Genomic DNA, 25051 nt, shown 5'->3' with positions numbered 1-25051 from the left:
CCCGATCGCGAATCAGTTTTGTTGCCGACCTGCAATAGTCCGGTGCGGCAGGATGAACGGCTGGTCCGGGCCGGGGATTTTTCCGACCGGCCAGCGCACCCCGAACACCCGGGCGATCAGGTCGTCGCGGAGCACGTCCGCGGGCCGCCCGGTGGCGACCAGCCGGCCGGCTTCGAGCACAAGCAGCGTGTCGGCGTAGGCCGCCGCGAGGTTGAGGTCGTGCAGGATCGCCACCACGGCGACGCCCGAGGCCGCCAGCGCCGCGGCGGCCTCGAGGAGAGCGCCCTGGTGGTTCAGGTCGAGGCTCGCGGTGGGCTCATCGAGGAACAGCACTTGGCCGTCCGCGACCGTGCGGCCGGCCTCCATCTGGCACAGCACCCGGGCGAACTGCACCCGGGCCTGCTCGCCGCCCGACAAAGTCGGGTAGGCCCGGGTCGCGAGATGGGCGACGTCGGCCCGGTCGAGGGCCCGGGCCAGGATCGCGTCCCGGTCGCGGGCCTTGAGGCCCCGCCCGATGCCGTCGAGGCCGATCCGGGCCACGTCCGCCGCGGCGAACGGGAAGGCGAGGCGCGCGGCCTGCGGCAGCACCGCCCGCATCGCGGCGAGCCGCCAGGCCGGGATCCGCTCCACCGCCTCGCCGCCGTAGGCGACCTGCCCGCTCGTCGGGCGCAGCTCGCCGCAGAGCAGGCGCAGCAGGGTCGACTTGCCGGCGCCGTTCGGGCCGACGATCACCTGCAGGGAGCCGGCCGCCACGGACAGGGACACGTCGCGCACGAGGTCGCGGCCGGCCACCGTGACGGTGAGGTCGCGGGCACGGAGCAGGGTCGGCTCAGGCATCGGCGGCGACCCGCGCCCGGCCGAGCAGCAGCCACAGGAACACCGGTGCGCCGACCAGAGCGGTGACGATCCCGATCGGGAGCTCGGCCGGTGCCGCGACCAGCCGGGCGACGACGTCGGCCAGCACCAGGAACGCGCCGCCGAGCAGCGCCGAGGCCGGCAGCAGCAGGCGGTGCTCGGGGCCGATCGCCAACCGCAAGGCGTGCGGCACCACGAGGCCGACGAAGCCGATCACCCCGGCCCCCGCCACGCTGGCGCCGACCGCGATGGCGACCAGAACGATGCAGGTGCGCTTCAGACGCTCCACCGGGATCCCGAGATGGAACGCCTCCGCCTCCCCGAGCACCAGCGCGTTGAGGCCGCGGCCCAGGAACGGAACGGCGAGCAGCACCGGCAGGATCAGCGGTGCCGAGGCCGCGACCTTGCCCCAGGTGGCACCACCCAGGCTGCCCAACGACCAGAACGTGAGATCGCGGAGTTGCCGGTCGTCGCTGGCATAGGTCAGCAGGCCGGTGAGCGCGCCGCTCAGCGCCCCCAGGGCGATGCCGGCGAGCAGCATCGTCGCCACCGCGGTGCGCCCGGACCGCGTCGCCAGCCCGTACAGGATCAGGGTCGCGCCCAAGCCCCCCACGAAGGCCCCGGCCGGCAGGACCAGGTAGGGCAGCGGCCCCGGCAGGCCGAAATGGGCGAGCAGCCGGTCGCCCAGCACGATGATGCAGGCGGCGGCCAATCCCGCCCCCGACGAGACCCCGACGAGCGCCGGGTCGGCCAGGGGGTTGCGGAACAGCCCCTGCATCAGCGCCCCCGAGACCGCGAGCCCCGCGCCGATCATCAGCCCCAGCAGGGTCCGGGGCAGCCGGATGTTGAGCACCACCAGGGCGTCGCGCGCCAGCGCCGGATCGCTCCCGCCCCCGGTCAGCACCGCCAAGACCCGCTCTGGCGGGATCCGGATCGCCCCGAGGCTCACCGACAGCAGCGCGACCGCCAGCATCAGCCCGGCGAGCGCCGCCAACACCCACGGCAGGGCGGCGCGGCGGCTCAGCATCCCAGCGGCCCGCTCACGACTCGGGACGCCTTGCGGGACATCCGCTCCGCTCTCTCAGGCAAAACAAGCGCGGCCCCCTCACTCACCCGGCAGGCCCGGGTAGATCGCGCGCATCAGCTCGGTGGCGGCCTGCGGGGTGCGCGGGCCGAAGCCGAGGAGATAGAGGCCGTCCATGGCGATCAGCCGGCCCTGTGCGGCGGCCGGGGTCCGGCCAAGGGCCGAATCGGGGGCGAACACGGTCTCGGGCTTGGGCGGCTCCGGGCCGTTCTGCATCATCACCACGGCGTCGGGGGCGGCGGCCACGATGGCCTCGTCGGTCATCGGCTTGAACCCGGCGACGCCCGCGGCCGCGTTGGTGATGCCGGCGAGCGCCAGCATGCCGTCGGCCGTGGACCCGGTGCCGCCCACGACCGTGCGGCCGCCCTGGAGGGAGAGGACGAGGATCGCCCGGGCCGGCGTCTCGATCCGCGCGCGCCTTTTCGCGACCTCGGCGAAGCGGGCGCGGACCTCGGCGGCGAGGGATCCGGCCTCCCGGTCCAGGCCGACCAGACGCCCGATGACGGCGATCTTGTCGAGGACGCCCTCGGGGTTCGGCGGCTCGGTCACGGTCTCGACGCGCAGGCCGGCCTCGCGCAGCTGCGCCAGCACCGCGGGCGGGCCGGCGCCCTCGGCAGCGATCACGAGGTCGGGTCCGCAGGCGAGCAGCCCCTCGGCGGAGAGCGCCCGCAGGTAGCCGACATTCGGCTTCTCGCGCAGGGCCTCGGGCGGATACAGGCTGGTGGTGTCGACCGCGACGATCCGCGGGCCGGCGCCGAGGCGATACAGGATCTCGGTGACGGCGCCCCCGAGGGCGGCGATGCGGCCGGCCGGCGCCGGATCGGCTTTGGCGGCGCCCCCGCGCGGGGCGAGCGCGGTCGCGGCGGCGGCGGCCAGGAGGAAGCGGCGCGACCAGGCGGGGGATGGCGTCATTTGGTCAGGATCAGCTTGTCGTTGGCGGTGATGCGGAGCCGGTACCGCTGGCCGGCGTGGCGGATGATGAGCTCGCGGCGCCCCTGCAGGAGGCTCGCCGGGACGATCTCGCCGTCCCGGTCCAAAGCCAACGCTTCAAAGGCCAACGCTCCCGTGGCCAACGCCCGAACCCCGGTCCGCGGAACCCCGCGGCCCGGGACGCGTGCGCCCAGATTGTCATCCCCGTCCGGACCGGACATCTTTGGAAGGCCTCGGCTTCGTTCTTTGTAACACTTCAAAATACAAAGAGACATGGCAGAGATCGAACCATAGGGGCGATCAGCGGCAGATACCAGAGCCTTCCCGGCCAGGATAAGCTTGCGCGGATATCAGTCTCATCTGTCCGATCTTCGCGGCGATCATCGCGGCACGTCCGGGCCGGAACGGCGCAAGACTGGACCACGCGCCGCGAAGCGCGTCCCGTGGTCGGTCGATACGGCGATGCCGGCGTCGAGGACCGCCGCGGTTTTTCCGGCGCACGCGGCCCATCAAGGCGCGGCGCAAGCGGGCTCGACAGAGATTCGCGGCCGCAGGTGCCGGGGCGGCGCCGGGACGCTGACGGACCGAGCGGCGCCGCCTCAGCCGAACAGGGGCAGGCCCGCGCCGATGATGACGAGCCCGAGCACGATCAGGCTGCCGCCCGCACTCTCCAGGGCCGCCTGCTGCACGGAGCGCTTCGGGGCGATGCCCGCGAGGGTCGCACCGGTCACCAAGCAGATCACGCTCAGGATGGTCATGACAGCTGCCCCGGCGGTCGAATTGGACACGCGCAACGGTTTCGGTGCCGATATGGATGCAGAGCCGACGTTAACGAATGGCCTACACCGGCTCCCGGGTGCGGGGCGACGGCCCGGTCCGAGGGCCGGCATAGCGCCTCGATCCGGCGGGCGGTTTTGCGGGCGGATGCGGCTAGAGCCGGTCCCCACTTCGGCGGCGCACGCCCTAAGCTGACGGGAAGCGCCCGGGATCGACCTCGATGGCGACGCGGTCGGCGCCGAGCGCGGAGAACCGGATGCCGGCGCCCTCGAAGGCCTGGCGCACGGCCTGGCGGATCTTCGGACGCGGGCCCTCGCCGAACTCCTCCATCCGCCGGACGCTGGAGCCCGAGACCCCCGAGGCCGCGGCGAGGTCCTGGATCGACCAGCCGAGGACCGCCCGCCCCCCCCGGATCAGCGGCCCGATCGCGGCATCCGGCACCGCGTCGCGCGCGTCGTCCGGCACGGCGAGCACGAGGCCGAACCATTCACGCACCGCTCCGTCGGGCCCGGCCTGCGCCGCGCCGCGGCTGCTGAACCGGCGATACGTCCCGTCCGCACCGCGGACGCGGTACTCTGCGCGGTAGGGCGCGCCGGTGGTCCGGGCGGCCTGCCAGGCGGCCAGGGCGACGCGGCGGTCGTCGGGATGGAGCGCGTCGAGCCAGCCGAACCCCGCCATCTCGGTGGCCGTCTGCCCGGTCAGGCGCTCCCAGCCGGCCGCCATCTCGATCTCCCCGGCGGGATGGGCCGACCAGGTCGCGGCGGTGATCGCGCGCAGGACGCCGGTCTGGCGCCCCTGCATCCAGGCCGCGATCTGCCGGGCTTCGTGGGTGGCCGTGGTGTCGAGCAGGACGCCGTCCGTGCGGGCGGGCAGCGCATCCGGTCCGAGCACCACGCCGGTCTTCAGGGCGACCCACCGGACCGTCTGGTCGGGCCGGATGATCCGGAATTCCCGGTCGACCACGTGGCCGAGCTGGATCAGGTCCCAAAGGTCCGCCTGGGCGGCCTGGTCGTCGGGATGGATCAGCCGGCGGAACAGGCCGCGCAGGTCGTCCGTGGCCGGAAGCCCGGTCACCCGGTGGAAGCCGGGGGAGCCCCACAGCCCCCGGGTCGCGATCTCGAGCGACCAGAAGCCGACCCCGCCGCGCTCCTCAACCAGCTTCAGCATCTGGTAGGACGACAGAGGAATTCCCTCGATGATATTTTCGTTATCGAACGCAGAAACAGGATCATGCCTCATCTAAAATAACTCAAACTCAGCATTTAACGATCAGATCAGGCCGTATAAAGATCTATATTTAGCGCACAGCGATGTCCGCCGAACAGTATTTCATCCCTGGATCTAGTAACGCAGCCACGACCGTCTCCGCTAGCGCAAGCTGAGCAGTGCTTCGCTGCGGTGCCGGCATGCCCCCGGGTGCCCCATCCCATGAGGTCCGGGCGGATGGCTCGGCCGAGGCCGGCCGACGGGCCGTCTACTTAAAGTTCCCGATCGCGTCCAGGCTGCAGCAATCTCCACCAGTGATCCGGAGCGGTCACGTGTGCCGTTGGCTAAGTGAGCCGATTCTGATCAATCTCAAGGGGGGACCAACATTTTTATGAACCGTCTGAGCAGATTTCAATCAGAAAAAAACTTGTGACTCAGCGCATTCTTGATAAAGATTATGAGGTCATTAGTTTATGCGTGTCACATTATATTCACGTAACCGTAATTCACGACAATATGTATTATGTACCGGTAAATATAGATTCAGAACCATCCGAAAACTCGCACACCCGTCACGCGTCTACTTGAATACCAGCACACCCGCTTCTTCCGAGGAGCGGGAAACCCTCTGACCCCGATACCAAGGCGTCGACACATGGCTCTCGCGAAGAAATCCGCCATCCACTCCTTCCCGGCCGCGACTGCCCCGCGGGAGAACGTGCCGGCCTCCGCGGGTCGATCGCACCTCGTCGCCGAGGCGGAGAAGCGCAAGGCCCGGACCTTCGCGCGCCAGCAGAAGGCCGCCGAGCGGATCGCCTCGGCCACCGCCGAGCTGTCCAGCGGGATCGCCGAGGCGGCGGCCGCCGCCGAGGAGCTGCGCAAGGCCTCCGAGCAGATCGGCGTCGGCGCCGAGGAGGCCGCGGGCGCCGCCCAGGAGACCATGAAGGCGGTGAGCCAGGGCGGGGCCCTGATCCAGGCCGCCAAGGAGAACGCCACCAACTCCCTGCGCAAGACCGAGGCCCTGTCCGGTCTCGTCGTCGAGACCGCCGCGCAGATCGGCGCGTCGGTCGCGGCCATCGTCAAGGCGTCCGAGCGCCAGGAGGCATCGGTGAAGCTGGTCGAGGAGCTCGACCGGCAGGCCAGCGCCATCGGCGAGATCGTGAAGGCCGTGGCCCGGATCGCCGACCAGACCAACCTGCTGGCGCTGAACGCCGCCATCGAGGCGGCTCGGGCCGGCCAGCACGGCAAGGGCTTCGCGGTGGTCGCCGACGAGGTGCGCACCCTGGCCGAGACCAGCGAGAAGTCCGCCCGCGACATCCAGGCGCTCGTGGCGCAGATCCAGGCCGACGTGAAGGTCGCGGCCGACGGGATCAGCCAGTCGGCGAGCTCGGCCCGCTCTCAGGTCGAGACCGGCCGGGCGGTCAGCGGCCAGCTCGCGCGGGTCCGCACCGACATGGCCGAGATCATCGAGGGCTGCAACGAGCTGGCCCGGGCCGCCGAGGAATCGGCCACCGCCGCCACCGAGGCGCAGAAGGGCGCGGAGATCATCGCGGCCGCCGCCGAGGAGCAGAGCGCGGCCTGTCAGGAGGCCGGCAAGATGGTCGAGCAGCAGACCACGGCGCTGTCGCAGAGCGAGGATGCCGCCCAGGAGCTGTCCGGCCTCGCCGAGGAGCTGAAGAACAGCACCAATATCGGCAAGAGCGCCGAGGAGGTCGCCTCCGCGGCGGAAGAGCTGTCCAGCGCCGTCGAGGAGATCAACCGCGCCGCCGGACAGGTCACGATCGCCCTCGACGAGATCACCAAGGGCGCGCAGCAGCAATCGGCCGCGACCCAGCAATCCTCGGCGGCGATCGCACAGATCGAGCGGCGCGCCCAGGTGACCCAGACCCTGGCGGCCGCCGCCGTGGAGAAGGCGCAGGTGATCTCGGAGTCGCTGGCCGAGAACAAAAACCTGGTCGACGCGATGATGGAGGGCCTGCAGCAATCCGTCGAGGCGGGCCGCGTCAGCCGCGATCAGGTCGCCGCGCTGGAGCAGGTCAGCCGGCGCATCGACAAGATCGTCGACGCGATCACCACGGTCTCGATCCAGACCAACATGCTGGCGGTCAACGGCTCGGTCGAGGCGGCCCGCGCGGGTGAGTTCGGCAAGGGCTTCGCCGTCGTCTCGACGGACATCCGAAACCTCGCCCGGGATTCCGCCGAGAACGCCGAGCGGATCAAGGACACGGTCAAGGCCATCCAGGACACGATCGTGTTCGTGCGCGGCGATATCCAGGAGATCGCCGACGGCGCCGCCAGCGAGGTCGAGAAGAGCGGCGCCATCTCCCGCAACTTCGACACTGTGATCAAGGACATGGCCGAGGTGCTGGGCGGCAACCGGGAGATCCTGAGCGGCGCCGACGGCATCACCCGCATGGTCCGGGAAGTCCAGACCGCGATCGAGCAGGTCGCCGCCGCGGCCCAGCAGGCCGCCCGCACCTCCGCGGAGGCCGGGATCGCCGCCAGCGAGCAGGGCAAGGGCGCCGAGCAGCTCGCCGCCGCGATCGAGGAGATCGCCTCGCTCGCCGACGAGCTCCAGGCCGCCTGAGCCGAACCGCCCGGGGAGCGAGAGACCGACCATGGCAAACGCAGCAGCTCAGGCGGTGCAGGCGCCGGATTCCGGGTTCACGCCCGATCCGGGGGAGGCCGCCGCGCAGCCGGACCACGCGGACGGCCGCAGCGAGGCCCGCCAGTTCGTGATTTTCCACGTCGAGACGGAGATGTTCGCCGTCGCGCTGGCCGACGTGCAGGAGATCATCCGGATCCCCGAGGTGGTGCGGGTGCCGTTCAGCCCCGCCTCGCTGCTGGGGCTGGCCAACCTGCGCGGCACGGTCCTGCCGGTGCTCAACCTGCGGGACGTGTTCGCCTTCCCGCCGGTGCTCAACGACGACGCCACCCGGGTGGTGGTGCTCGACCAGGGCAATCCGATCGGCCTTGTGGTCGACCGGATGGCGAACGTGGTCACGGTCGATCCCGAGCGGATCGAGCCGACCTCGGCGATCGAGGGCAGCGTCGACACCAGCCTCCTGACCGGGATGATCAAGGGCGAGGACGGCCGGTCCATGGTGATGATCCTGGACGCGGCCCAGCTGGTGAGCCGCGAGTTCAGCCAGATCGCCACCAAGGTCCGCCGGGCCGCCGGCCAGGTGCATGGCGCCGACCCGGCTTCGTCCGCCCGGGCCGAGGTCGAGGCGGACGAGGACCAGCTCGTGAGCTTCGAGGTGGCGGGGCAGGAATACGCCTTCCCGATCGAGCGGGTGCAGGAGATCGTGCAGCTGCCCGAGCGCCTCACCCACGTCCCGAACGCGCCCTCCCACGTGCTCGGGGTGATCACCCTGCGCAACCGCCTGCTGCCGCTCGTGTCCCTGCGCGAGATGTTCGGCCTCCCGGCCAAGGAATTCACCGAGACCAACAAGGTCGTGGTGGTGTCGCTGGGCGAGGGCGGGACCCTGTCGGTCGGCGTCGTGATGGACAGCGTCAAGGAGGTGCTGCGGGTCAGCCGCAACCTCGTCGAGGCGATGCCGGCCCTGCTGTCTCAGGACGGTGGCATGGACGAGATCCAGGCGATCTGCCGGCTGCAGGAGGGTCGGCGGCTGGTCTCCGTCCTGTCGGTCGAGAAGATGTTCGACACCACCGAGCTGCGCAAGCTGGCTGCCACGGAGAACGAGGGCATGAGCGCCGACGGACGACAGGACGGAGACGAGCGCCAGGACGCCGCCGACGAGGAGCAGTTCGTGGTGTTCCGCCTGATGGGCGAGGAATACGGCGTGCCGATCGAGGCCGTGCAGGAGATCGTCCGCGTGCCGGACGAGCTGACCCGGATCCCGAAGGCGCCGGCCTTCGTGGAGGGGGTGATCAACCTGCGCGGCATCGTGCTGCCGGTGGTGGACCAGCGCCGCCGCTTCAACCTCGCCGAGGCGGAGCGCAACGACCGCCAGCGGATCATGGTCTTCACCGTCCGCGGCGTCCAGACCGGCTTCATCGTCGATTCGGTCTCGGAGGTGATGCGGATCTCGGCCAAGGCGATCGGCGACGCGCCCAACCTCTCGGACACGCAGACGCGCCTGATCCGCCGGGTCGCCAACCTGGAGAGCCAGAAGCGCATGGTGCTGCTGCTCGACACGATGCAGCTCCTGGACACCCAGGAAGCCGCCGCCGTCCGGCTCAGCACCCATTGAGCGCGGGTCCGGGCCCCGGCTCGGCCCGACGCCCCCTCATCCCGTCACCCTGGCGAGACCCCGCATGATCCGAGCCCTCGTGGCCGATGATTCCGCGTTGATGCGCAGGCACCTCACGCAGCTCCTCGAGTCGGCGGGCGGCTTCACGGTCCAGACGGCCCGCAACGGCCTCGAGGTCCTGGAGGCGCTGCGGACCTTCGATCCGCACGTGATCACCCTCGACGTCAACATGCCCGAGATGGACGGGATCACCTGCCTGTCGCGGATCATGAGCGAGGATCCGCGGCCGGTGGTGATGGTCTCGTCGCTGACCGAGCAAGGTGCCGAGACGACCCTGCAGGCGCTGAGCCTCGGGGCGGTGGACTTCGTGCAGAAGCCCGGCGGCACGATCTCCCTGTCGATCGACCGGATCCACCGCGAACTCCTGATGAAAATCCGCAGCGCCGCGACCACCCGGGTCCGCCGCAGCACCGGCCTGCGCGGGCGCCTGGCCGCCCAGCGCCGGCGCGCCACGCCGGAGCCGCCGCCCCGGGTCTCCTTCGCGCGCGGGGGGCCGACCGGGTTGGTGCTGGTGGGCGTGTCCACGGGGGGGCCCGGGGTGCTGGAGGAGATCCTGCCCCGCCTGCCGAAGGATTTCCCCTGGCCGGTCCTGGTCGCGCAACACATGCCGAGCAGCTTCACCGGCGTCTTCGCCCGCCGGCTGAACGACCTCTGCGCCGTCTCGGTGGTGGAGGTCGCCCGGCAGATGCCGATCGAGCCCGGCACGGTCTACATCGCCAAGGGGGATGCCGACCTCGTCGTCACCCGCCGGGGCACCGGCTACTCGGCGACGCCGCTGCCGCAGAGCAACGAGCATATCTGGCATCCCAGCGTCGCCCGCATGGTCGAGAGCGCGCTCGCGCATCTCCCGGCCAACCGGCTGATCGCCGTGCAGCTCACCGGCATGGGCGACGACGGCGCCGAGGCCATGGCCCGGGTGCGGGCCGGCGGCGGCATGACCATCGCGCAGGACGAGGACACCAGCATCGTCTTCGGCATGCCGCACGAACTCATCAAGCGCGGCGGGGCCAGCCTGGTCCTGCCGAGCGACGCGATCGCAGAGCAGCTCGTCGGGTGGCTCCGTGCCCCGGAAGCCGGCGCTCGAGCCGGGGAACGCCGCCGTGGCCCTTAAGAAACCGACCCTGCCGAAGCCCGACGCCGAGGCGCCGCCGCACGCGGATCTCGACGCGCTCACGGCCGCCCTCGCCTCGCCGGAAAGCGGCGAGCGGCGCCGGGCCGCCCGCGAACTCGGCGCCTTCCCGGAGGCCGGGCCGCTGCTGTGCGCGCATCTCGGCCGCGAGCCCGCCGCCAGCGTCCGCGCCGTGATCCTGACGACGCTGATCCGCCTCAAGTCCCCCGCGGTGGTGGAAGGCCTGCTGCCCTTGCTCCGCAGCGAGGACAGCGGGCTGCGCAACGCCGCGATCGAGGTGCTCCAGGAGATGCCCGCCGAGGTCGAGCCGCACGTCGCCGACCTGCTGGCCGATCCCGACAGCGACGTCCGCATCCTGACGGTCAACATGCTGAGCCTGCTGCCGCACCCGAAGGCGCCGGACTGGCTGGCCGAGGTCGTGGCGCACGATCCCCACATCAACGTCTGCGCGGCGGCGGTGGACGGCCTCGCGGAGATCGGCAACGAGGCCGCCGTCGCGCCGCTCCAGGCCCTGGCCGCGCGCTTCCCGGAGGTGCCGTTCATCCGCTTCGCGGCCGCCGCGGCGATCCGCCGGATCGGAGGCGCATGATGCAATCCTCCCGTTCCCTCGGGCAGACCGCCTCGGCGATCCAGATCAGCGAGGACGAGTACGAGAAGTTCTACGAGTATTTCTATCGCCGCACGGGCATCTCGTTCAGCGGCAAGAAGGAGTATTTCGTCGAGAAGCGACTCCTGGAGCGGATCGCCAAGACCGGCAGCGACAGCTTCAAGGCCTACTTCACCCTGCTGCGCTTCCAGGCGTCGGGGGAGGAGCTGCAGCATCTCGTCAACCTGATGACGGTCAACGAGACCTACTTCTTCCGCGAGGACTATCAGTTCGATGCCCTGGTTCGGGGCATCCTGCCCGAGATCACCCGGACGCGCCGGCCCGGCGCGACGCTGCGGATCTGGTCGATGCCCTGCTCGACCGGGGAGGAGCCCTACTCGATCGCGATCCAGATCCTCGAACACTGGTCGCGGGCGGACGAGTTCGCCATCGAGATCACCGGGTCGGACATCGATTCCCGGGTGCTGGCCGATGCCCGCAAGGGGATCTACGGCAACCGCTCCCTGCAGCGGTTGTCGCCGGAGCTGCGCAAGAAGTATTTCCGCCGTCTCGGCGACGACCAGTTCGAGATCCACGAGGAGCTGCGCAGCTCCATCGAGTTCTCGATCGCCAACCTGTCCGACCCGATCCACATGCACCGCTACCGCGCGATGGACGTGATCTTCTGTCGGAACCTGCTGATCTACTTCGACGACACGTCCCGACGCGCCGCGGTCGAGGCGCTCTACGAATGCCTGATCCCGGGCGGGTTCATCTGCCTGGGCCATTCGGAGAGCATGAGCCGCATGTCGTCGATGTTCCTGCCGCGCAAGTTCGGCGACACGATCGTCTACCAAAGACCGATCGAACAGGATTGAGACGGGCATGTCCGGGAAACGAATACTTGTCGTCGAAGACGGCATCACGATGCGGATGTTCTACCAGGACGTGCTCGGCCGGGCCGGGTTCGTGGTCGAGGAGGCCACCAACGGGGTCGAGGGCCTGGAGAAGGCGCTGCTCGGCGGCTACGACCTGATGATCGTCGACATCAACATGCCCAAGATGGACGGCTACGAGCTCGTGTCCCGGATCCGGCGCGAGCCGTCGCTCCAGGCGACCCCGGTGGTCACGATCAGCACCGAGGCCCAGGACGCGGATGCGAGCCGGGCCTACGAGGTCGGCGCCAACTTCTACATCGTCAAGCCGGCCGATCCCGTGCTGCTGGTCGAGACCGCGCGCCTGCTGACGGGCGCGCAGCCATGACCAACCCCCTGCTGGCTCGGTTCATCCCGGAGGCGCGCGAGCTGCTGCAGGTCTCGGCCAGCGGTCTGCTGAAGCTGGAGCGGAACCCGACGGACGAGACCGCGATCAACGAGGTGTTCCGGGCGGTCCATACGATCAAGGGTTCGTCCGGCCTGTTCGACGCCATGGCCCTGACCCGGCTGGTCCACGCCGCCGAGGATCTCCTCGGGGAGGTCCGGTCCGACGCGCTCCAGATCGACTCCGCGCTGATCGACATGCTGCTCGACAGCCTGGACCAGGTCGGCCAGTGGATCGACGCGCTCGAGCGGCGCGCGGCCTTGCCGGCGGATGCCGACGGGGTGGCGCACCGGATGGCGACGCAGCTGCGTCAGCGCCTGGGATCGCAGGACGACGCGGGGGCGCCGGCGGCGGACGCGCGGCAGGAGGCCGATCCGGCACCCGCCGGAGCGGTCGCGACGGTGCCGCCGGCGCTTCTCGCCCGCCTGCCGGCCGCCGCCTGCCTGGACGCGTTCCGCCGCGCCTGCGGCGGCCAGGCCGTGCATCTGGTCCGCTACACGCCGGAGCCGGGCTGCTTCTTCAACGGCACCGACCCCCTGCTGACGATCCAGCAGGTGCCGGACGCGCTCGCCCTCGACATCGCGGCGACCGAGCCGTGGGGTCCGCTGGAAGATCTCGACCCCTACCAGTGCAACCTGCACTTCGCCCTGCTGAGTACGGCGCCCCGGCCCGAGATCGAGCAGGCGCTGCGCTACGAGCTGGACCAGGTCACCATCGCGGCCGTGCGGCCCCGGGACCTGGTGCGGATCGACGGCGCGGCCAGCGACGGTCCGATCTGGGACGACTTTCGCGAGGCGGCCTCGGGGTTCCTGGCCGCCGGGCGCCACGACGATCTGCGCAAGGCCGTGGGGGCGCTGCGCAGCGTCGCCGGGCCGATGCTGTGGCGGCGGCAGGCGCTGGACTGGCTCGACGCCGCCCTGTCGGCGGGATCGCCCGATGCGGGTCTCGTGGCGGCCCTCGTGGCGGCCGCCGGCTCGGGCCGGCTCGATCCGGCTCCGGCCCTCCCCGCGCCGGCCGCGCCGGCGCCCGAGCCGACGCCAAAGCCGGCCGCGCAAGCCGCCGATCCACGGCAAGACCTCGCCCGCTTCGTCCTGGCGAGCCAGCATCGGATCCTGGAGCGCACCGGCTACGACGCGGAACGCCTCGCCTCGGTCGGCACCGTGGTGGGGAACGTGCTCCTGAGCCTCGGCCGCGACGCCGACCGCGCCGCGGTCCAGGCGGCCCTGGCGGAGGCCCGGGCGTCCCGCTCGGTCGCGCCCGTGCTCGACGCCCTCTCGGCTGTGCTGGCCGGCGCCCCGCTCCAGCGCGCCGAGGCCGCGCCGGACCTTGCCGGGACGCTGCCGCAGACCTTCGCCGAGGAGGCCGCGCCGGTCGCAGCCGCCGCCGGCAAGGAGCCCGAGGGGCGCATCGCCGCGAAATCCCTGAAGGTCGATCAGGCCAAGATCGACCTGCTGATGAACCTGATCGGCGAACTCGTCGTCTCGAAGAACGCCCTGCCGTTCCTCGCCAAGCGGGCGGAGGAGACCTACGCCTCGCGCGAGATGTCCCGCGAGATCAAGGAGCAGTACGCGGTCATCGACCGGCTCGCCCAGGAGATGCAGGGCGCGATCATGCAGGTCCGCATGCTGCCGGTGGCCGAGATCTTCGACCGCTTCCCCCGGCTGGTGCGGGACCTCGCGCGCAAGCTCGGCAAGCGGATCGACCTCGTCCTCGAAGGCGAGGACACGGCCGCCGACAAGACCATCGTCGAGGCGCTGGGCGACCCGCTGCTGCACATCGTCCGCAACTCCCTCGATCACGGTATCGAAACCCCGGACGAGCGCCGGGCGGCGGGCAAGTCGGCGACCGCCCGGATCCTGCTCAAGGCCCGCCAGGAGGCCGACAGCGTCGTCATCGAGGTCCAGGACAACGGCCGCGGCATCGATCCGGCGCGGATCCGCAGCGCCGCCGTCGCCAAGGGCGTGGTCGGCCAGGAGGAGGCGGACCGCCTGTCCGACCAGGAGGCGATCAACCTGATCTACCGCCCGGGCTTCTCGACGGCGGCGGAGATCTCGGACCTGTCCGGCCGCGGGGTCGGCATGGACGTGGTGCTGACCACCGTGGAGAAGCTCGGCGGTCAGGTCTCGGTGAGTTCCCGCCTCGGCGAGGGGACGGCGACGCGCCTGGCCCTGCCGCTCAGCATGGCGGTCACCCGGATCATGATCGTGGAGGCCGCCGGCAGCCTCTACGGCGTGCCGATGGACATGATCGTCGAGACCGTGCGGGTGCCACGCGCGCGCATCCGCAGGATCAAGAAGGCCGAGACCTTCGTGCTGCGCGAGACGATCATCCCCCTGCTGCAGCTGTCGCGCCTGCTGCACCTGCCCGAGCAACAGCAGCAGCAATCCCAGGGTGAGGACGACGCCGCCGTCCTGGTCTGCCACGTCAGCGGCCGACGGGTCGGGCTGATCATCGACAACTTCCGGGAGGGGATGGACGTGATCCTGAAGCCCCTGGAGGGCGTCCTGGCCGGCATCGGCGGCTATGCCGGCACCACGCTGCTGGGGGACGGCCGGGTCCTCCTGGTCCTCGATCTCAGGGAGTTGCTGTGATGGGCATCCGGATCGCCCGCAAGACCGTCCATCTCGAAGGGCACTGCACCGTCGAGGAGGCCCTGCCGCTGCTGGAGGCCCTGCGCAAGCCGGGCCCCCACAAGGTCGTGCTGACCAAGTGCCTCGGGCTCCACGCCGCGATCCTGCAGGTCCTGGCCGCAGCGCGGCCGGCCGCCCTCACGCCGCCCGCCGACCCGGCGCTGGCCGGGGTCGTGATGCCGTTCCTACAAGGGGCCGCGGAGGCCGCCCCGCCTGCGCCCGGAGCGGCCGCTTGACCAGGATCCTGGCCATCTCGAACCGGAAGGGCGGCAGCGGCAAGTCGACGACCTCGGTCAACCTGGCCGCGGAATGCGGCGCCCGCGGCCGGCGTACCCTGCTGGTCGACCTCGACACCCAGGGCCATGCCGGCCTCGGCTTCGGCATCGTGCCGGAGCGCGATGCCCCGACCGCCCACCACATCTTCACGGACCCGACCTTCGACCTGCAGGATGCCATCCGGCCGACCGCCTTCGCGGGCGTGTCGGTCGCCCCCGCCGACCAGCTGTTCGACGGCACCACGGCCGTGGACCGCAGCGTCTCGGCCCTGCAGCGCTGCCTGCGCGCGCCGGAGATCGGGGCGCGCTTCGACCTCGTGATCGTCGACACGCCGCCCTCGCTGGACATGATCCTGGTCAACGCCCTGGCGGCGGCCGACGGCGTGCTCGTCCCGATGATTCCGCACGCCCTGTCGGCCGAGGGGGTGCGGCAGCTGGCGCGGCTGTTCTTCCGCATCGCCACCACGGTGAACAGTGACCTGACGGTGGTCGGCCTGCTGCCGGTGATGCTGAACGTGCACACCAATCACCACCGCGAGACCATGCAGGAGATCGCCCGGGAATTCGGAATCGAGCGCGTGCTCACCGGGATCCGGACTGACATCCGCCTGGCGGAGGCGTTCGCCGTCCGCAAACCGATCCGGGACTACGCCCCGTCCAGCCGCGGCGCTGCCGATTACAGCGTGCTGGCCGACGAGCTGACCGCATTCTGGCAGGCCGAGGCGGCGCCCGCACCCCACGCAGCACCCTAGGAGACCGTGTTGGCTACGACGATCATGATTGTTGACGATTCCCCCACGATGCTGATGAGCATCGAGGGCATCCTGGGCAAGGCCGGGCTCGGCGTCGTGAAGGCTGCCAGCGGCGAACAGGCCCTGGAGACCCTGCAGGCGGGCACCAAGCCGAACCTGCTGATCACCGACCTGAACATGGGGGCGATGAACGGCATCGACCTCATCCGCCGGGTGCGCAAGCTCCCGGGCCTGCAGTTCATCCCGATCCTGATGCTGACCACCGAGTCCCAGCAGGACAAGCGCAACGAGGCCAAGTCGGCGGGCGCCACGGGCTGGATCGTCAAGCCGGTGGATCCGGAAGCCCTGCTCAAGGTGATCCGCCAGCTCGTCCCCGGAGCCTGACCATGGCCTGTGCGATGCCGCCGCGCGCGATCCGATGGCTCGGCCCGCTCTGCGCGGTGCTGGCCGCCGTGGCGCTCGCCGCCGTCGGCACGGCCGCGTTCGGCCCCGTGCCGGGCGTCGCCGCCATCGCGGCGGTCGGCTTCGCGGCGACATGGGCAGCCAGTTGGGCAGCCAGTTGGGGAACCGGTTGGGCCGCGGCCCGGGCCGCGGCTGCGGCACGCCCGCCGGCCGGCCCGGAGGCGCACGGGTCTCAGGAGACCATGCCGGCGGCGGCGGCGGCGCCCCCGGAGGATCGGCGGGATGGGCCCGCCGGGCGGGACGGGGCGGACCCCGCGGAGATCCAGGCCACCCTGGCCGAACACCTCGCGGTCTACGACCGCCTGTTCGAACGCGCCGCCACCGACACCGCCTCGGTCACCGTCGAGACCGAGGCCGCCGCCTACGACATCATGACCAGCCTGCGGGAGGTCGACGGCGCGATGACCGAGCTGCTGTCCTTCCTCGACCTGTCCGGCTCCAACGCCCGGGTGATCGAGATCGTGGACCAGACCGACCAGCAGCTCACCACGAACCGCCAGCTGATCGGCGACTTCCTGGTCCGGCGCGATCAGGACATGGCGGAGTGCCGGCAGCGGCTCGACGAGCTCGACGTCGCCACCGCGCAGCTGACCCGGGCCACCGACGGCGTGCAGTCCATCGCCCGCCAGACCAACCTGCTCGCCCTGAACGCCACCATCGAGGCGGCCCGGGCCGAGGCGGCCGGCGCGGGCTTCGCCGTGGTCGCCAGGGAGGTCAAGGAACTCTCGAGCGCCTCGGCCGACACCGCGACCCGGATCGCCCGGGACCTCGCCTCCTTACGCGAATCCATCCGGGAGAATTTCTCCACCCTGGTGACGGACCGCGTCGAGGAGGAGCGCGGGGAATTGATGAAGATCGCCGCGGCGATCGCCAGCTTGACCGAGAACATGGAGCGCCTGGTCGCCCATCAGCGCGACACGCTGGTGAAGGTCCAGGAGGAGAGCGCCCGCATCGCGCAGCCGATCGTACGGCTGATCGGCTCGATTCAGTTTCAGGACGTCACGCGGCAGCGTCTTCAGCATCTCGAAGGTATTTTCGCCGCGGCGCGCACGCATCTCCAGGCGCTGGATCTATCGAATCCCTTGACGAAATCTTGGCCCGACGTTAAGTCTTTTGCAGACATCGCGCTCTCAGAAGGACCATCTCCTCCCAAAAGAGACGTCAATGCGATGAACGATATCGAATTGTTTTAGGAATTAGTGACATCCCAATATTACTAACGCGCATACGTCCTGTAATCAGGTCTTTCGATGCGCCATTCCCACAGACACGCCAGGAGGATTGATCGATGGCATCGATCCTCCTGACGGATGACGTTCCGGTCGTCAGGATGACGGTCCGGCGGTTTCTCGAGCGCGGTCAGCACCGGGTCGAGGAATGCAGCTCCGCCGCCGAGGCGGAGACGCTGCTGGGCGGCCGGCCGTTCGACCTCCTCGTCACCGACCTGTGGATGCCCGGCCGGGACGGCCTGACGCTGATCGGCTGGGTCAAGGCGAACCGGCCCGGCCTGCCGATCATCGCGATCACCGGCGGCGCCCCGCGGGCGCCGCATCTCTTCTCGATGGAGGAGGCCGCGCGCGTCGGAGCCGACCGCGTGCTCATGAAGCCGGTGGGCATGCAGGAGCTCCTGGCCGCCGTCTCCGCCCTCGCGCCATCGGCCGCCAAGGAGTGACCGAACTTATGTACGGCGTCGGACAAATCCTCCTCCAGAATCGGGCAGGCGTGCTGGACGCGTGGCTCGCGCACCTGCGCGACGCCGCCCCGGCGGCCCAGCCGGCCTCGCTGCAGCTGCTCAAGCTCGAACTGGGCACGCTGGTCGAGAAGCTCACGGCCTACTTCCTCGCCAGCGAGGGCGAGGGCGCCGGAGCAGCCTTCAGAACCGTCGAGCAACAGGCCGCCACCATCAGCGCGGCCTGCGCCCGGGACGGCCTGACGCCGATGGAGACCGCCGAGCTGATCCTGGCGCTGAAGACGATCGCGGGCGCGCTGCTCAACCGCCAGGCCGGCGACGGGATCGCCGAGCCGGACCAGGCGCGCGCCGCCTTGGACGCGGCGGTGGACAAGCTGGCCCTCATCACCTTCGCGACCTTCGTCGAGACCCGCGAGGAGATCATCAAGCGCCAGGGCCGGGCCCTCCTCGACCTGGCGACCCCGGCCCTGCCGATCTGGCGCCACATCATCCTGATGCCGCTCGTCGGGATCATCGACACGCAGCGGGCCCGGCAGGTGATGGATTGGCTGCTGGAGGCGCTCGCCCGCGAGGAGGCGCATATCGCGATCCTCGACGTGACCGGCGTGCCGCTGATCGACAGCCGCGTCGCCCTGCACCTGACCAAGACCGTCGAGGCCGCGCGCCTGCTCGGCTCCCGGGTGATCGTCACCGGCATCAGTCCGGACGCGGCGCAGACCCTCGTGAAGCTCGACGTGGACCTGTCGAGCATGATCACCCGGGGGACCCTGCGGGCCGGCCTGGCCGAAGCCTTCCGGCTCCTCGGCGAGAATGCCAAGGGCCCGATCGAGACGATGCTCTGATGCGCGTCCCCATTCTCCGGCTCGGCCGCGTCCTCCTGACTTCCCTGCCGGCCGACCTGACGGACCAGCAGGTGATGGACCTCCAGATCGACGCCCTCGCGCTGATCCAGGCCGGGAAGGCCGACGGTCTCGTCATCGACATCACGGCCGCGGACGTGGTGGATTCCTACATGGCCCGGATCCTGTCGGAGACGGCCAAGATGGTGAAGATCATGGGCGGGGTCGCGGTCCTGGCCGGGATGCAGCCCGCCGTGGCCCTGACCCTCGTGGAGATGGGCCGGGGCATGATCGACATGGAGACCGCCTTCGATCTCGAGGGCGGCGTGGCCAAGGTCGGTCGGATGGTGGCGTCCCGCGGAGGTCGCCATGACGAAGTCCCGGCCGCCTGATCGCGACGGACCGGAGCCGGAGGTGTCCGGCACCGCGACGTGCGCGGTCGTCGACATCCGGGGCCAGGACGACATCCTGCGGGCCCGCCAGGCGAGCCGCGCGGCCGCGGCGGCGATCGGGTTCGGCACCGTCGACCAGACCCGCCTGGCCACGGTCGTCTCCGAACTCACCCGCAACACCCTGACGTATGCCGGCGGCGGCGCGTGCCGCGTGCTGACCCGGGTGACCGCCCACGAGCGGAGCATCGTGATCGAGGTCGAGGATCAGGGCCCCGGGATCGCCGACATCACCGGCGCGATGACGCGCGGATACTCCACCGGGGGCGGCCTCGGGCTCGGCCTCGCCGCCGTGCACAAGCTGATGGACGACATGACGATCGAGACCCGTCCGGGCCGCACGCTGGTCCGGACCGGGATGACGAGGCGCCGATGAGTCCGGAGCCGGACGTGGTGACCGTCAGGGTGACGAGCGAGATCGACGCCGCCGAAGCGCGGCAGGAGGCCCGCCGGCTCGCGCTGCGGCACGGCTTCACCACCGTGCGGGCGCACGGCCTGGCGACGGCGGTCTCCGAACTCGCGATGAACCTCGTCCTCCACACCGACCGCGGCGGCCTGATCCGGCTGACCGCGCAGGATGCGACCGGGGCGGCCGTGATCGAGCTGGTCGCCGAGGATGACGGCCCGGGGATCCGCGACCTGACGCTGGCCATGGAGGACGGCTACTCGACCCGCGGCGGCCTGGGCTGCGGCCTCCCGGGGACGCGCCGCCTGGTCGACGCCTTCGCGATCACGTCGCATGTCGGGGAAGGAACCCGGATCGTCTGCCTGGTGCGGCGGCCATGAGCGCGCGTCCGCAGATCCCAACACCCGTGATCGCCGCGGTGACCCGGACCTATCCCGGCGAGACTGCGTGCGGCGACATGGTCGCGTGGTGGCAGGAGGGGGACGCCACGCTGGCCTGCATCGTCGACGGCCTGGGCCACGGGCCGGACGCCCACCATGCCGCCCGGAGCCTGCTCGCCCTGGTCGAGGGACAGGTGGGCGTCGAGCCGACGCAGCGGCTCGCCACCGCCGACCGCGCCATGCGCCACACCCGCGGCGCCGCCGCGGCCTTGGTGCGGATCGACCCCGCCGCCGGGACCATCACGACGGCGGCGGTCGGCAACATCCAGGGCGCCCTGTTCGCCAAGCGGACGCTCCGGTTCGACGGCATGCCGGGGATCGTCGGGGCTGGCCTGCGCCCGCTCAAACCCCTCGTCGTGCCGTTCGTCCCCGCCGACATCCTGGTTCTGTGGACCGACGGCCTCCGGCCAGTGGACCTGGAGGCCGATCCGCCCTCCCTGCGCGGCGATCCGGAGCGGCTCGCCGCGGACCTGATGGCCAGCCACGGACGCGCGAGCGACGATTGCGGCGTCCTGTGCGTCGCCTTCCGGGGGTGAGGCCGGATGGAACACCTCCTGCGGCGCTACACCGACGGCATGGCGCGCTACGTCGCCACGGCCGCCGAGGCCCCGCTCCTCGACATCGAGGAACTCGGCCGCCTGGCGATCACCGACGACATCTCCCTCGACGAGATCGCCGGCCTGCATGAGGGCGCGGCGCTGGCGCTGTCCGACCGGGGCGTGCCGATCAACCAGCCGGAGATCATCCGGCGCATGTCGGCCTGCCTGAGCGCCTTGATGGTCTCGGCCGCGGTGGCGTACCGGACCAAGATCGACCTGCTCGAGCAGCATCGGCAGCAGGAGCGCGATCGGACCGAGCGGGACCGGCAGCGGCTGGAGACGCTCGGCCAGTTCGTCGGGTCGGTGGCGCACGAGCTGAACAACCTGCTCCAGCCGGTGCGCGGGATGACCGAGCTCATGCTGGCCGACCTGACCGAGGGGCGGCCGCCCGAGCGCGCCGACCTCGAGACCGTCGAGGCCTGCGCGATCCAGGCGGTCGGCGTCATCCAGGGCATCCTGGGCTATGTCCGGCGGGAGACGATCGCGCCCCAGAGCCTCGCCTTCGGGGCCGCCGTGGCGACGTCCTGCACCTTCATCCGGCCGATGCTGCGCGAGCCGTTCGCGGTCGTGATCCGGGACCGCGACACCGAAGTCCTGGCCCTCCAGGGCGAGTTGACCCAGATCCTGCTGAACCTGCTCCAGAACGCCGTGCAGGCCGGCGCGACGGACATGCGGGTCGCGGTCGATCGGGTCGAAGTCGACCGGGTCGGCGGCGACTGGGCCGGCGCCGGATCGCGGCCGCGGATGCGGCTCCGGGTGATCGACGACGGGCACGGGATGTCGGCCGACGTCGCGGCGCGCGCGCTGGACCCGTATTTCACCACCAAGGCGAGCGGCCAGGGCACCGGCCTCGGGCTCGCGATCGTCCGAAGCATGGTGCTCGGCTGGTCGGGCGACCTGCAGCTCCAGTCCGAGCCCGGGCGCGGAACCACCGTCACCCTGCTGCTGCCGGCCTCGGCCGGCTGAGCCGCCCGGGGGCGGACGCCGTAAGGCCGCGCCGCGGCTGGACTTTCCGGCATCGATCAACAGCCCTCCACCGCAATCGCCGGCGGGGCGCGCGAAAGAGTTGAACCGCCGCGGTTTCCGCGCTTTGTTCGCTATATGTTCTCAACAGGACGGATTGGCGATGCACACGAACCCGCACGAACCGCCGGTGGAGATTCGGCTGAGCGAGGCCGAGGCGATCGCGCTGGCCTATCATCGTGCCGCCCGGGGTGACGCCTGGACCGCTCTGGTCGCGGCGATCACGGACGCCCTGACCGATCTCGGCGAGGCCGAACGACGGGCGGTTCTCCAGGGCCGGCTGATCTCCCGGGGCTATGCCCGCTGCCGGACGGGGGCCGCCTGAGCGCGCGCGCTGGCGGCCGCAGGGGAGCGCTCACCAAGCCGCCATGGCATCGGTGCCTTGCAACCGGATGCAATTTCTGGTAATATTTCCTGCGTTATGAATATAAACTTGGATTCGCCCGCACGGGAGCCGGCCATGGGCGACATCAACGATGAACGGCGCCGCCTGTCGGCGACGTGGCTCAACACCATCGCGTCCGGCGTCGTCTCGGCCGGCTCCTGCGGCTCGCTGCTGGCCTACAGCTTCGGCCCGCGGCCCGGCATCAGCGGCCTTCAGGTGCTGGTGGTCTCGACCTGCGCGCTCGGCCTCGGGGCGACCCTGCACCTCCTCGCGCGCGCGCTCCTGAACAACCGGTGACGGGACCGCGCGGGACAGGACCGCCGGCAGGATCTAAGACACCGACGAACCTGCCGATCCGGGACCCATCATGACGCCGGCTGAGCGCGACCGCTTCGAGAAGTGCCTCGCCCTGGCGGCCCGGGGCGCGACCGCGGGCGAGCGGGAGGCGGCGCGGTCCGCCGCCGAGCGCATCGCGGCCGGCGCCGGCCTGACGCTGGCCGAGGCGACCGCGGCCTTGCGCGGGTCCCAGCCCTCGGCCGCCCGGGAGCCGCCGCACCGGCCGCCGCCCTCCCCGCGGCGGCCCTTCGCGTGGGCGCAGCCGAAGGAGCCGGTGAAGCCGATCACGGTCGAGGAATTGCGGCGCCAGAAGGCCGAGACGGACGCGTGGAAGAAGCGGGCGGCCGCCTCGGCCGAACTCAAGCGGAAACGGGAACGGGCCGAGCAGGAGGCCTACGCCGCCCTTCAACGCGCCGAGCAGGCCGAGCGCGACCGGGAATGGGCCGCCGCACGGGCCCGCCGGACTGCGCCCTGAAGTCCGCAATCGCCCGGCGGATCACGACGTGCCGGGGCCGGAGGCCAGGGTCTGGCAAGTGAGGGTTTGGCCTGCGAGGTCGGTGGCGTCGTCCGCGTGGCGGCCGGCCGCGAGGGCGCGCTTGACCGTGGAGCGGGCCGCGTCGATCGCGATGGCCGCCGCCGACAGGGTCCTGGCCTCGGTCGGCCGCTCCAGGGCGTGCTTGGCGATGTCGCCGGCGAGGTCGTCGATCTCGCGGGCCAGAGCGGCGAGGCGCTCGGGCTCGGTACGGCCGCCCCCCTCCGTGTCCTGGACCTCCTGCCGGATCGCCAGGAGCCGGTCGGTCGCCTCCTCGATCCGCTCGCGCCGCAGGCGGGACAGGCGCTGCCCGACCCACGCGAAGGCCGAGCCGATGCCGCCGCCCAGGAAGGCGACGAGGTAGATCCAGGTCTCGTAGCGCTCCACGAAGCTCTGCTGCTCGCGCTCGAAATAGTCGACCGCGCCCGGATGGATCGGCAGCCGCGCGCTGGTGGCTCCGGCCGTGCTCTCGTAGGCGGGGGCCTGGACGTAGTCGGCCGCCGGGGCGACGTTCGCCATGCCGCTGCGCAGCTCGAACAGGTGCTGGGTCACGTCCGCCGCCACGGAGCGGGGCAGGCTGGAGCGTGCCATGAGCCGGTAGGACGCCCCGACCGTGTGGACGTCCGCGTCCGGCACCTTGGGGCTGCCCCCGAAGGTCTCGGCCGGCATGCTGACCATCTGGAGACGCGGCATCCGGGCCACGATGGCGTCGGCATTCTCCACGTCCACGAACGCGACCTTGCGGCTGCGGCTCGCCGCCTGGACGCGCTCCACGATGCGCTGCGCCGTCGGGGCGGTGGGGGCGATCACCGAGACGACGGCATCGACCTGCTTACCGGTCAGGGCGTTGGTGAGGTCGGCCTCGCCGACTTCCACGAGGGCGACCTGTCGGGACGGAAGCGGCCCAGTGATGTCCCGGCCGGCCAGGGTCAGGCCGTAATGCGCCAGCATCGACCGGATCAGCGTCTCGTCGGCGTCCCGGTGGGCCAGGATGGCGAGGCGCTTGCGGTCGAGGTCGGGGAACTTGGTGATGCCGGACGCCTCGGGCGACGCGATGATCATGGCCTGATCGCGCAGGATCGCGAGCGTCAGGCCGTTATCCGGCAGCGCGACATCGGGACGGACCACCGCCAGGTCGGCGCGACCGTCGCGAAGCGCCTCGGCGCTGTCGCGCACGTCGTCGAAGGGCAGGATCGTGAGGCGAATTTCCTTGTGCCGCTTCGCCAGGGCCTCCGCGTAGGCCTGGATCACCGCCGGCTCGGTGCCGTCGCGCGGGGCGACCGCGACCGTCAGCACCGTGGCGCGCGAGGCCCAGTAGGCGACGGCGGCGGCAAGCCCGAGCCCGATGGCGAGCGCCAGGAAGACGATCTCCGGACGCAGGAGGAGTTTTCCGAACCGCCTCATCGGCCGCGCCCTCCCGGGGCCTCAACAGGACGGCGCCCGGCCCCCGGGGAGGCCGGGCGATGTCGGTCGCCGATGCTTTACGACCGCCCGACGGTTGCGGAAAGACGCGTCCGACGTGTCCGGATCGGACGCGCGATCAGCGGCCGCGGCGGGTGAGCCAGCCGGCCGCGAAGGCCAGGGCGGCGAGGCCGAGCAACGTGCTGGTGCGGTTGCCGTCGGCGTAGCGGACCGCCTGGCGGCCGTAGACTTCACCGCGGCGGCGGGCTTCGCGGGCGAGATGGCGACCGTCGTCGATCAGGCCGTCGGCCCGCTCGTAGGCGGCGTGGGCCAGGTCGCGGCCGTCCTCGGCGAGATCCTCGGCGCGGTCGCGGGCGCGGCCGTAGGCGTATTGCGCCCCGCCGGCCACCTGGTTCACGGCGCCGCGGACCTGGCGGGCCGGATCGCCGGTGAGGCCGCCGAGGGTGGACTGGGCCCGGCCCTTCACGTGCCGGGACGCGCCACGGATCTGGTCGCGGTTCATGCTGCTCTCCTGGTTTCGCGGTTGATCGGGGCGGGACCGGGCTGGCCGGCCCCGCCGCTCGGGCTCAGTGCTTGCCGGTGATCTTGTCGGCGAGGTTCTTGGCGCCGTCCTTGGCGTCGCCGACGGTCTTCTGCGCTTCGCCCTT

Annotated in this window: 29 protein-coding genes and 1 pseudogene; 21 read left to right on the top strand and 9 right to left on the bottom strand. The window is 71.2% G+C overall.

Going from position 1 to position 25051, the window contains the following annotated elements; all coding sequences use genetic code 11:
- Positions 1-12 precede the first annotated feature (12 nt).
- The 6 genes from AC0IY0_RS21240 to AC0IY0_RS21215 form a co-directional block, all read right to left on the bottom strand.
- Positions 13-837, bottom strand: coding sequence for a heme ABC transporter ATP-binding protein (locus AC0IY0_RS21240; protein ID WP_471765393.1), 825 nt, complete (start codon positions 835-837; stop codon positions 13-15).
- Positions 830-1882 (bottom strand): FecCD family ABC transporter permease, encoded by a 1053-nt coding sequence (locus AC0IY0_RS21235; RefSeq protein WP_187193451.1) that lies wholly within the window; start codon positions 1880-1882, stop codon positions 830-832. Before AC0IY0_RS21235 ends, AC0IY0_RS21240 begins: the two co-directional genes overlap by 8 nt.
- 78 nt (positions 1883-1960) lie before the next feature.
- The gene (locus AC0IY0_RS21230; protein ID WP_471765392.1) at positions 1961-2851 is read right to left on the bottom strand and encodes a heme/hemin ABC transporter substrate-binding protein; all 891 of its coding nucleotides are present in this window, start codon (positions 2849-2851) and stop codon (positions 1961-1963) included.
- Positions 2848-3012, bottom strand: a complete 165-nt coding sequence (gene hemP, locus AC0IY0_RS21225) for a hemin uptake protein HemP (RefSeq protein WP_471765391.1) — start codon at positions 3010-3012, stop codon at positions 2848-2850. The genes AC0IY0_RS21230 and hemP overlap by 4 nt, the downstream gene beginning before the upstream one ends.
- 456 nt (positions 3013-3468) lie before the next feature.
- Entirely contained in the window at positions 3469-3627 is a 159-nt protein-coding gene (locus AC0IY0_RS21220) for a hypothetical protein (RefSeq protein ID WP_187277971.1), read from the bottom strand.
- A gap of 205 nt (positions 3628-3832) precedes the next feature.
- Entirely contained in the window at positions 3833-4813 is a 981-nt protein-coding gene (locus tag AC0IY0_RS21215) for a PAS domain-containing protein (RefSeq protein WP_471765389.1), read from the bottom strand.
- 694 nt (positions 4814-5507) lie between these two features.
- On the opposite strand from AC0IY0_RS21215, the gene AC0IY0_RS21210 reads away from it, so the two are divergent.
- The 21 genes from AC0IY0_RS21210 (at position 5508) to AC0IY0_RS21110 (ending at position 22925) form a co-directional block, all read left to right on the top strand.
- Positions 5508-7439, top strand: coding sequence for a methyl-accepting chemotaxis protein (locus AC0IY0_RS21210; RefSeq protein ID WP_147906531.1), 1932 nt, complete (start codon positions 5508-5510; stop codon positions 7437-7439).
- Between the two features lie 31 nt (positions 7440-7470).
- Positions 7471-9069, top strand: coding sequence for a chemotaxis protein CheW (locus AC0IY0_RS21205; protein WP_471765387.1), 1599 nt, complete (start codon positions 7471-7473; stop codon positions 9067-9069).
- Between the two features lie 64 nt (positions 9070-9133).
- Positions 9134-10240 (top strand): chemotaxis-specific protein-glutamate methyltransferase CheB, encoded by a 1107-nt coding sequence (cheB, locus tag AC0IY0_RS21200; RefSeq protein WP_147906533.1) that lies wholly within the window; start codon positions 9134-9136, stop codon positions 10238-10240.
- On the top strand, positions 10230-10847 hold the full coding sequence (locus AC0IY0_RS21195; protein ID WP_147906534.1) for a HEAT repeat domain-containing protein: 618 nt from the start codon (positions 10230-10232) through the stop codon (positions 10845-10847). Before cheB ends, AC0IY0_RS21195 begins: the two co-directional genes overlap by 11 nt.
- Positions 10844-11722 carry a CheR family methyltransferase gene (locus tag AC0IY0_RS21190; RefSeq protein WP_306440333.1) on the top strand — a complete coding sequence of 293 codons (879 nt, stop codon included), beginning with the start codon at positions 10844-10846 and terminating at the stop codon, positions 11720-11722. Before AC0IY0_RS21195 ends, AC0IY0_RS21190 begins: the two co-directional genes overlap by 4 nt.
- A gap of 7 nt (positions 11723-11729) precedes the next feature.
- Positions 11730-12107, top strand: a complete 378-nt coding sequence (locus tag AC0IY0_RS21185) for a response regulator (protein WP_147906535.1) — start codon at positions 11730-11732, stop codon at positions 12105-12107.
- A complete protein-coding gene (locus AC0IY0_RS21180) occupies positions 12104-14755 on the top strand; it encodes a chemotaxis protein CheA (protein ID WP_471765386.1) in 2652 nt (883 codons plus the stop codon). The genes AC0IY0_RS21185 and AC0IY0_RS21180 overlap by 4 nt, the downstream gene beginning before the upstream one ends.
- Positions 14755-15030 carry a hypothetical protein gene (locus tag AC0IY0_RS21175; protein ID WP_471765385.1) on the top strand — a complete coding sequence of 92 codons (276 nt, stop codon included), beginning with the start codon at positions 14755-14757 and terminating at the stop codon, positions 15028-15030. Before AC0IY0_RS21180 ends, AC0IY0_RS21175 begins: the two co-directional genes overlap by 1 nt.
- Positions 15027-15821: a ParA family protein gene (locus AC0IY0_RS21170; protein WP_471765384.1), complete on the top strand. Its 795-nt coding sequence runs from the start codon at positions 15027-15029 to the stop codon at positions 15819-15821. The genes AC0IY0_RS21175 and AC0IY0_RS21170 overlap by 4 nt, the downstream gene beginning before the upstream one ends.
- A gap of 9 nt (positions 15822-15830) precedes the next feature.
- Positions 15831-16205, top strand: a complete 375-nt coding sequence (locus AC0IY0_RS21165) for a response regulator (RefSeq protein WP_147906539.1) — start codon at positions 15831-15833, stop codon at positions 16203-16205.
- A 2-nt stretch (positions 16206-16207) separates the two neighbouring features.
- Positions 16208-17476, top strand: a complete 1269-nt coding sequence (locus AC0IY0_RS21160; protein ID WP_471765383.1) for a methyl-accepting chemotaxis protein — start codon at positions 16208-16210, stop codon at positions 17474-17476.
- Positions 17477-17571: 95 nt separating this feature from the next.
- The gene (locus tag AC0IY0_RS21155; RefSeq protein ID WP_471765382.1) at positions 17572-17955 is read left to right on the top strand and encodes a response regulator; all 384 of its coding nucleotides are present in this window, start codon (positions 17572-17574) and stop codon (positions 17953-17955) included.
- A 50-nt stretch (positions 17956-18005) separates the two neighbouring features.
- Positions 18006-18815 (top strand): STAS domain-containing protein, encoded by an 810-nt coding sequence (locus tag AC0IY0_RS21150; RefSeq protein WP_471765381.1) that lies wholly within the window; start codon positions 18006-18008, stop codon positions 18813-18815.
- On the top strand, positions 18815-19204 hold the full coding sequence (locus AC0IY0_RS21145; protein ID WP_147910769.1) for an STAS domain-containing protein: 390 nt from the start codon (positions 18815-18817) through the stop codon (positions 19202-19204). The genes AC0IY0_RS21150 and AC0IY0_RS21145 overlap by 1 nt, the downstream gene beginning before the upstream one ends.
- Positions 19182-19637, top strand: coding sequence for an ATP-binding protein (locus AC0IY0_RS21140; RefSeq protein ID WP_147910768.1), 456 nt, complete (start codon positions 19182-19184; stop codon positions 19635-19637). The genes AC0IY0_RS21145 and AC0IY0_RS21140 overlap by 23 nt, the downstream gene beginning before the upstream one ends.
- Positions 19634-20047, top strand: coding sequence for an ATP-binding protein (locus AC0IY0_RS21135; RefSeq protein WP_147910767.1), 414 nt, complete (start codon positions 19634-19636; stop codon positions 20045-20047). Before AC0IY0_RS21140 ends, AC0IY0_RS21135 begins: the two co-directional genes overlap by 4 nt.
- Complete coding sequence (locus AC0IY0_RS21130) at positions 20044-20643, top strand: SpoIIE family protein phosphatase (RefSeq protein ID WP_147910766.1); 600 nt, start codon at positions 20044-20046, stop codon at positions 20641-20643. The genes AC0IY0_RS21135 and AC0IY0_RS21130 overlap by 4 nt, the downstream gene beginning before the upstream one ends.
- 6 nt (positions 20644-20649) lie before the next feature.
- Positions 20650-21672, top strand: a complete 1023-nt coding sequence (locus AC0IY0_RS21125) for a sensor histidine kinase (RefSeq protein WP_471765379.1) — start codon at positions 20650-20652, stop codon at positions 21670-21672.
- A gap of 160 nt (positions 21673-21832) precedes the next feature.
- Complete coding sequence (locus tag AC0IY0_RS21120) at positions 21833-22054, top strand: hypothetical protein (protein ID WP_147910764.1); 222 nt, start codon at positions 21833-21835, stop codon at positions 22052-22054.
- Between the two features lie 135 nt (positions 22055-22189).
- Positions 22190-22411 (top strand): hypothetical protein, encoded by a 222-nt coding sequence (locus AC0IY0_RS21115; RefSeq protein WP_092038138.1) that lies wholly within the window; start codon positions 22190-22192, stop codon positions 22409-22411.
- Between the two features lie 70 nt (positions 22412-22481).
- A complete protein-coding gene (locus AC0IY0_RS21110) occupies positions 22482-22925 on the top strand; it encodes a hypothetical protein (RefSeq protein ID WP_471765378.1) in 444 nt (147 codons plus the stop codon).
- Positions 22926-22946: 21 nt separating this feature from the next.
- Here the strand turns inward: AC0IY0_RS21110 and AC0IY0_RS21105 are convergent, their stop codons facing one another.
- From AC0IY0_RS21105 to AC0IY0_RS21095, 3 genes and pseudogenes are all read right to left on the bottom strand, one after another.
- Positions 22947-24386 (bottom strand): TAXI family TRAP transporter solute-binding subunit, encoded by a 1440-nt coding sequence (locus AC0IY0_RS21105; protein ID WP_471765377.1) that lies wholly within the window; start codon positions 24384-24386, stop codon positions 22947-22949.
- 136 nt (positions 24387-24522) lie between these two features.
- Positions 24523-24906, bottom strand: a complete 384-nt coding sequence (locus AC0IY0_RS21100) for a CsbD family protein (RefSeq protein WP_147910978.1) — start codon at positions 24904-24906, stop codon at positions 24523-24525.
- A 64-nt stretch (positions 24907-24970) separates the two neighbouring features.
- Positions 24971-25051, bottom strand: a pseudogene (locus tag AC0IY0_RS21095) (CsbD family protein); the annotation flags it as partial.

This window comes from Methylobacterium sp. AC315 (genome assembly GCF_979253755.1).
The sequence above is the reverse complement of the archived record's forward strand: the minus strand, read 5'-3'. Positions and strand labels throughout refer to the sequence as shown.

Coding starts and splice junctions, on each gene's coding strand:
- AC0IY0_RS21240 (WP_471765393.1), bottom strand. CDS start 837: ATGCCTGAGCCGACCCTGCTCCGTGCCCGCGACCTCACCGTCACGGTG.
- AC0IY0_RS21235 (WP_187193451.1), bottom strand. CDS start 1,882: ATGCTGAGCCGCCGCGCCGCCCTGCCGTGGGTGTTGGCGGCGCTCGCC.
- AC0IY0_RS21230 (WP_471765392.1), bottom strand. CDS start 2,851: ATGACGCCATCCCCCGCCTGGTCGCGCCGCTTCCTCCTGGCCGCCGCC.
- AC0IY0_RS21220 (WP_187277971.1), bottom strand. CDS start 3,627: ATGACCATCCTGAGCGTGATCTGCTTGGTGACCGGTGCGACCCTCGCG.
- AC0IY0_RS21215 (WP_471765389.1), bottom strand. CDS start 4,813: ATGCTGAAGCTGGTTGAGGAGCGCGGCGGGGTCGGCTTCTGGTCGCTC.
- AC0IY0_RS21210 (WP_147906531.1), top strand. CDS start 5,508: ATGGCTCTCGCGAAGAAATCCGCCATCCACTCCTTCCCGGCCGCGACT.
- AC0IY0_RS21205 (WP_471765387.1), top strand. CDS start 7,471: ATGGCAAACGCAGCAGCTCAGGCGGTGCAGGCGCCGGATTCCGGGTTC.
- cheB (WP_147906533.1), top strand. CDS start 9,134: ATGATCCGAGCCCTCGTGGCCGATGATTCCGCGTTGATGCGCAGGCAC.
- AC0IY0_RS21190 (WP_306440333.1), top strand. CDS start 10,844: ATGATGCAATCCTCCCGTTCCCTCGGGCAGACCGCCTCGGCGATCCAG.
- AC0IY0_RS21185 (WP_147906535.1), top strand. CDS start 11,730: ATGTCCGGGAAACGAATACTTGTCGTCGAAGACGGCATCACGATGCGG.
- AC0IY0_RS21180 (WP_471765386.1), top strand. CDS start 12,104: ATGACCAACCCCCTGCTGGCTCGGTTCATCCCGGAGGCGCGCGAGCTG.
- AC0IY0_RS21175 (WP_471765385.1), top strand. CDS start 14,755: ATGGGCATCCGGATCGCCCGCAAGACCGTCCATCTCGAAGGGCACTGC.
- AC0IY0_RS21160 (WP_471765383.1), top strand. CDS start 16,208: ATGGCCTGTGCGATGCCGCCGCGCGCGATCCGATGGCTCGGCCCGCTC.
- AC0IY0_RS21155 (WP_471765382.1), top strand. CDS start 17,572: ATGGCATCGATCCTCCTGACGGATGACGTTCCGGTCGTCAGGATGACG.
- AC0IY0_RS21145 (WP_147910769.1), top strand. CDS start 18,815: ATGCGCGTCCCCATTCTCCGGCTCGGCCGCGTCCTCCTGACTTCCCTG.
- AC0IY0_RS21140 (WP_147910768.1), top strand. CDS start 19,182: ATGACGAAGTCCCGGCCGCCTGATCGCGACGGACCGGAGCCGGAGGTG.
- AC0IY0_RS21135 (WP_147910767.1), top strand. CDS start 19,634: ATGAGTCCGGAGCCGGACGTGGTGACCGTCAGGGTGACGAGCGAGATC.
- AC0IY0_RS21130 (WP_147910766.1), top strand. CDS start 20,044: ATGAGCGCGCGTCCGCAGATCCCAACACCCGTGATCGCCGCGGTGACC.
- AC0IY0_RS21125 (WP_471765379.1), top strand. CDS start 20,650: ATGGAACACCTCCTGCGGCGCTACACCGACGGCATGGCGCGCTACGTC.
- AC0IY0_RS21120 (WP_147910764.1), top strand. CDS start 21,833: ATGCACACGAACCCGCACGAACCGCCGGTGGAGATTCGGCTGAGCGAG.
- AC0IY0_RS21115 (WP_092038138.1), top strand. CDS start 22,190: ATGGGCGACATCAACGATGAACGGCGCCGCCTGTCGGCGACGTGGCTC.
- AC0IY0_RS21110 (WP_471765378.1), top strand. CDS start 22,482: ATGACGCCGGCTGAGCGCGACCGCTTCGAGAAGTGCCTCGCCCTGGCG.
- AC0IY0_RS21105 (WP_471765377.1), bottom strand. CDS start 24,386: ATGAGGCGGTTCGGAAAACTCCTCCTGCGTCCGGAGATCGTCTTCCTG.
- AC0IY0_RS21100 (WP_147910978.1), bottom strand. CDS start 24,906: ATGAACCGCGACCAGATCCGTGGCGCGTCCCGGCACGTGAAGGGCCGG.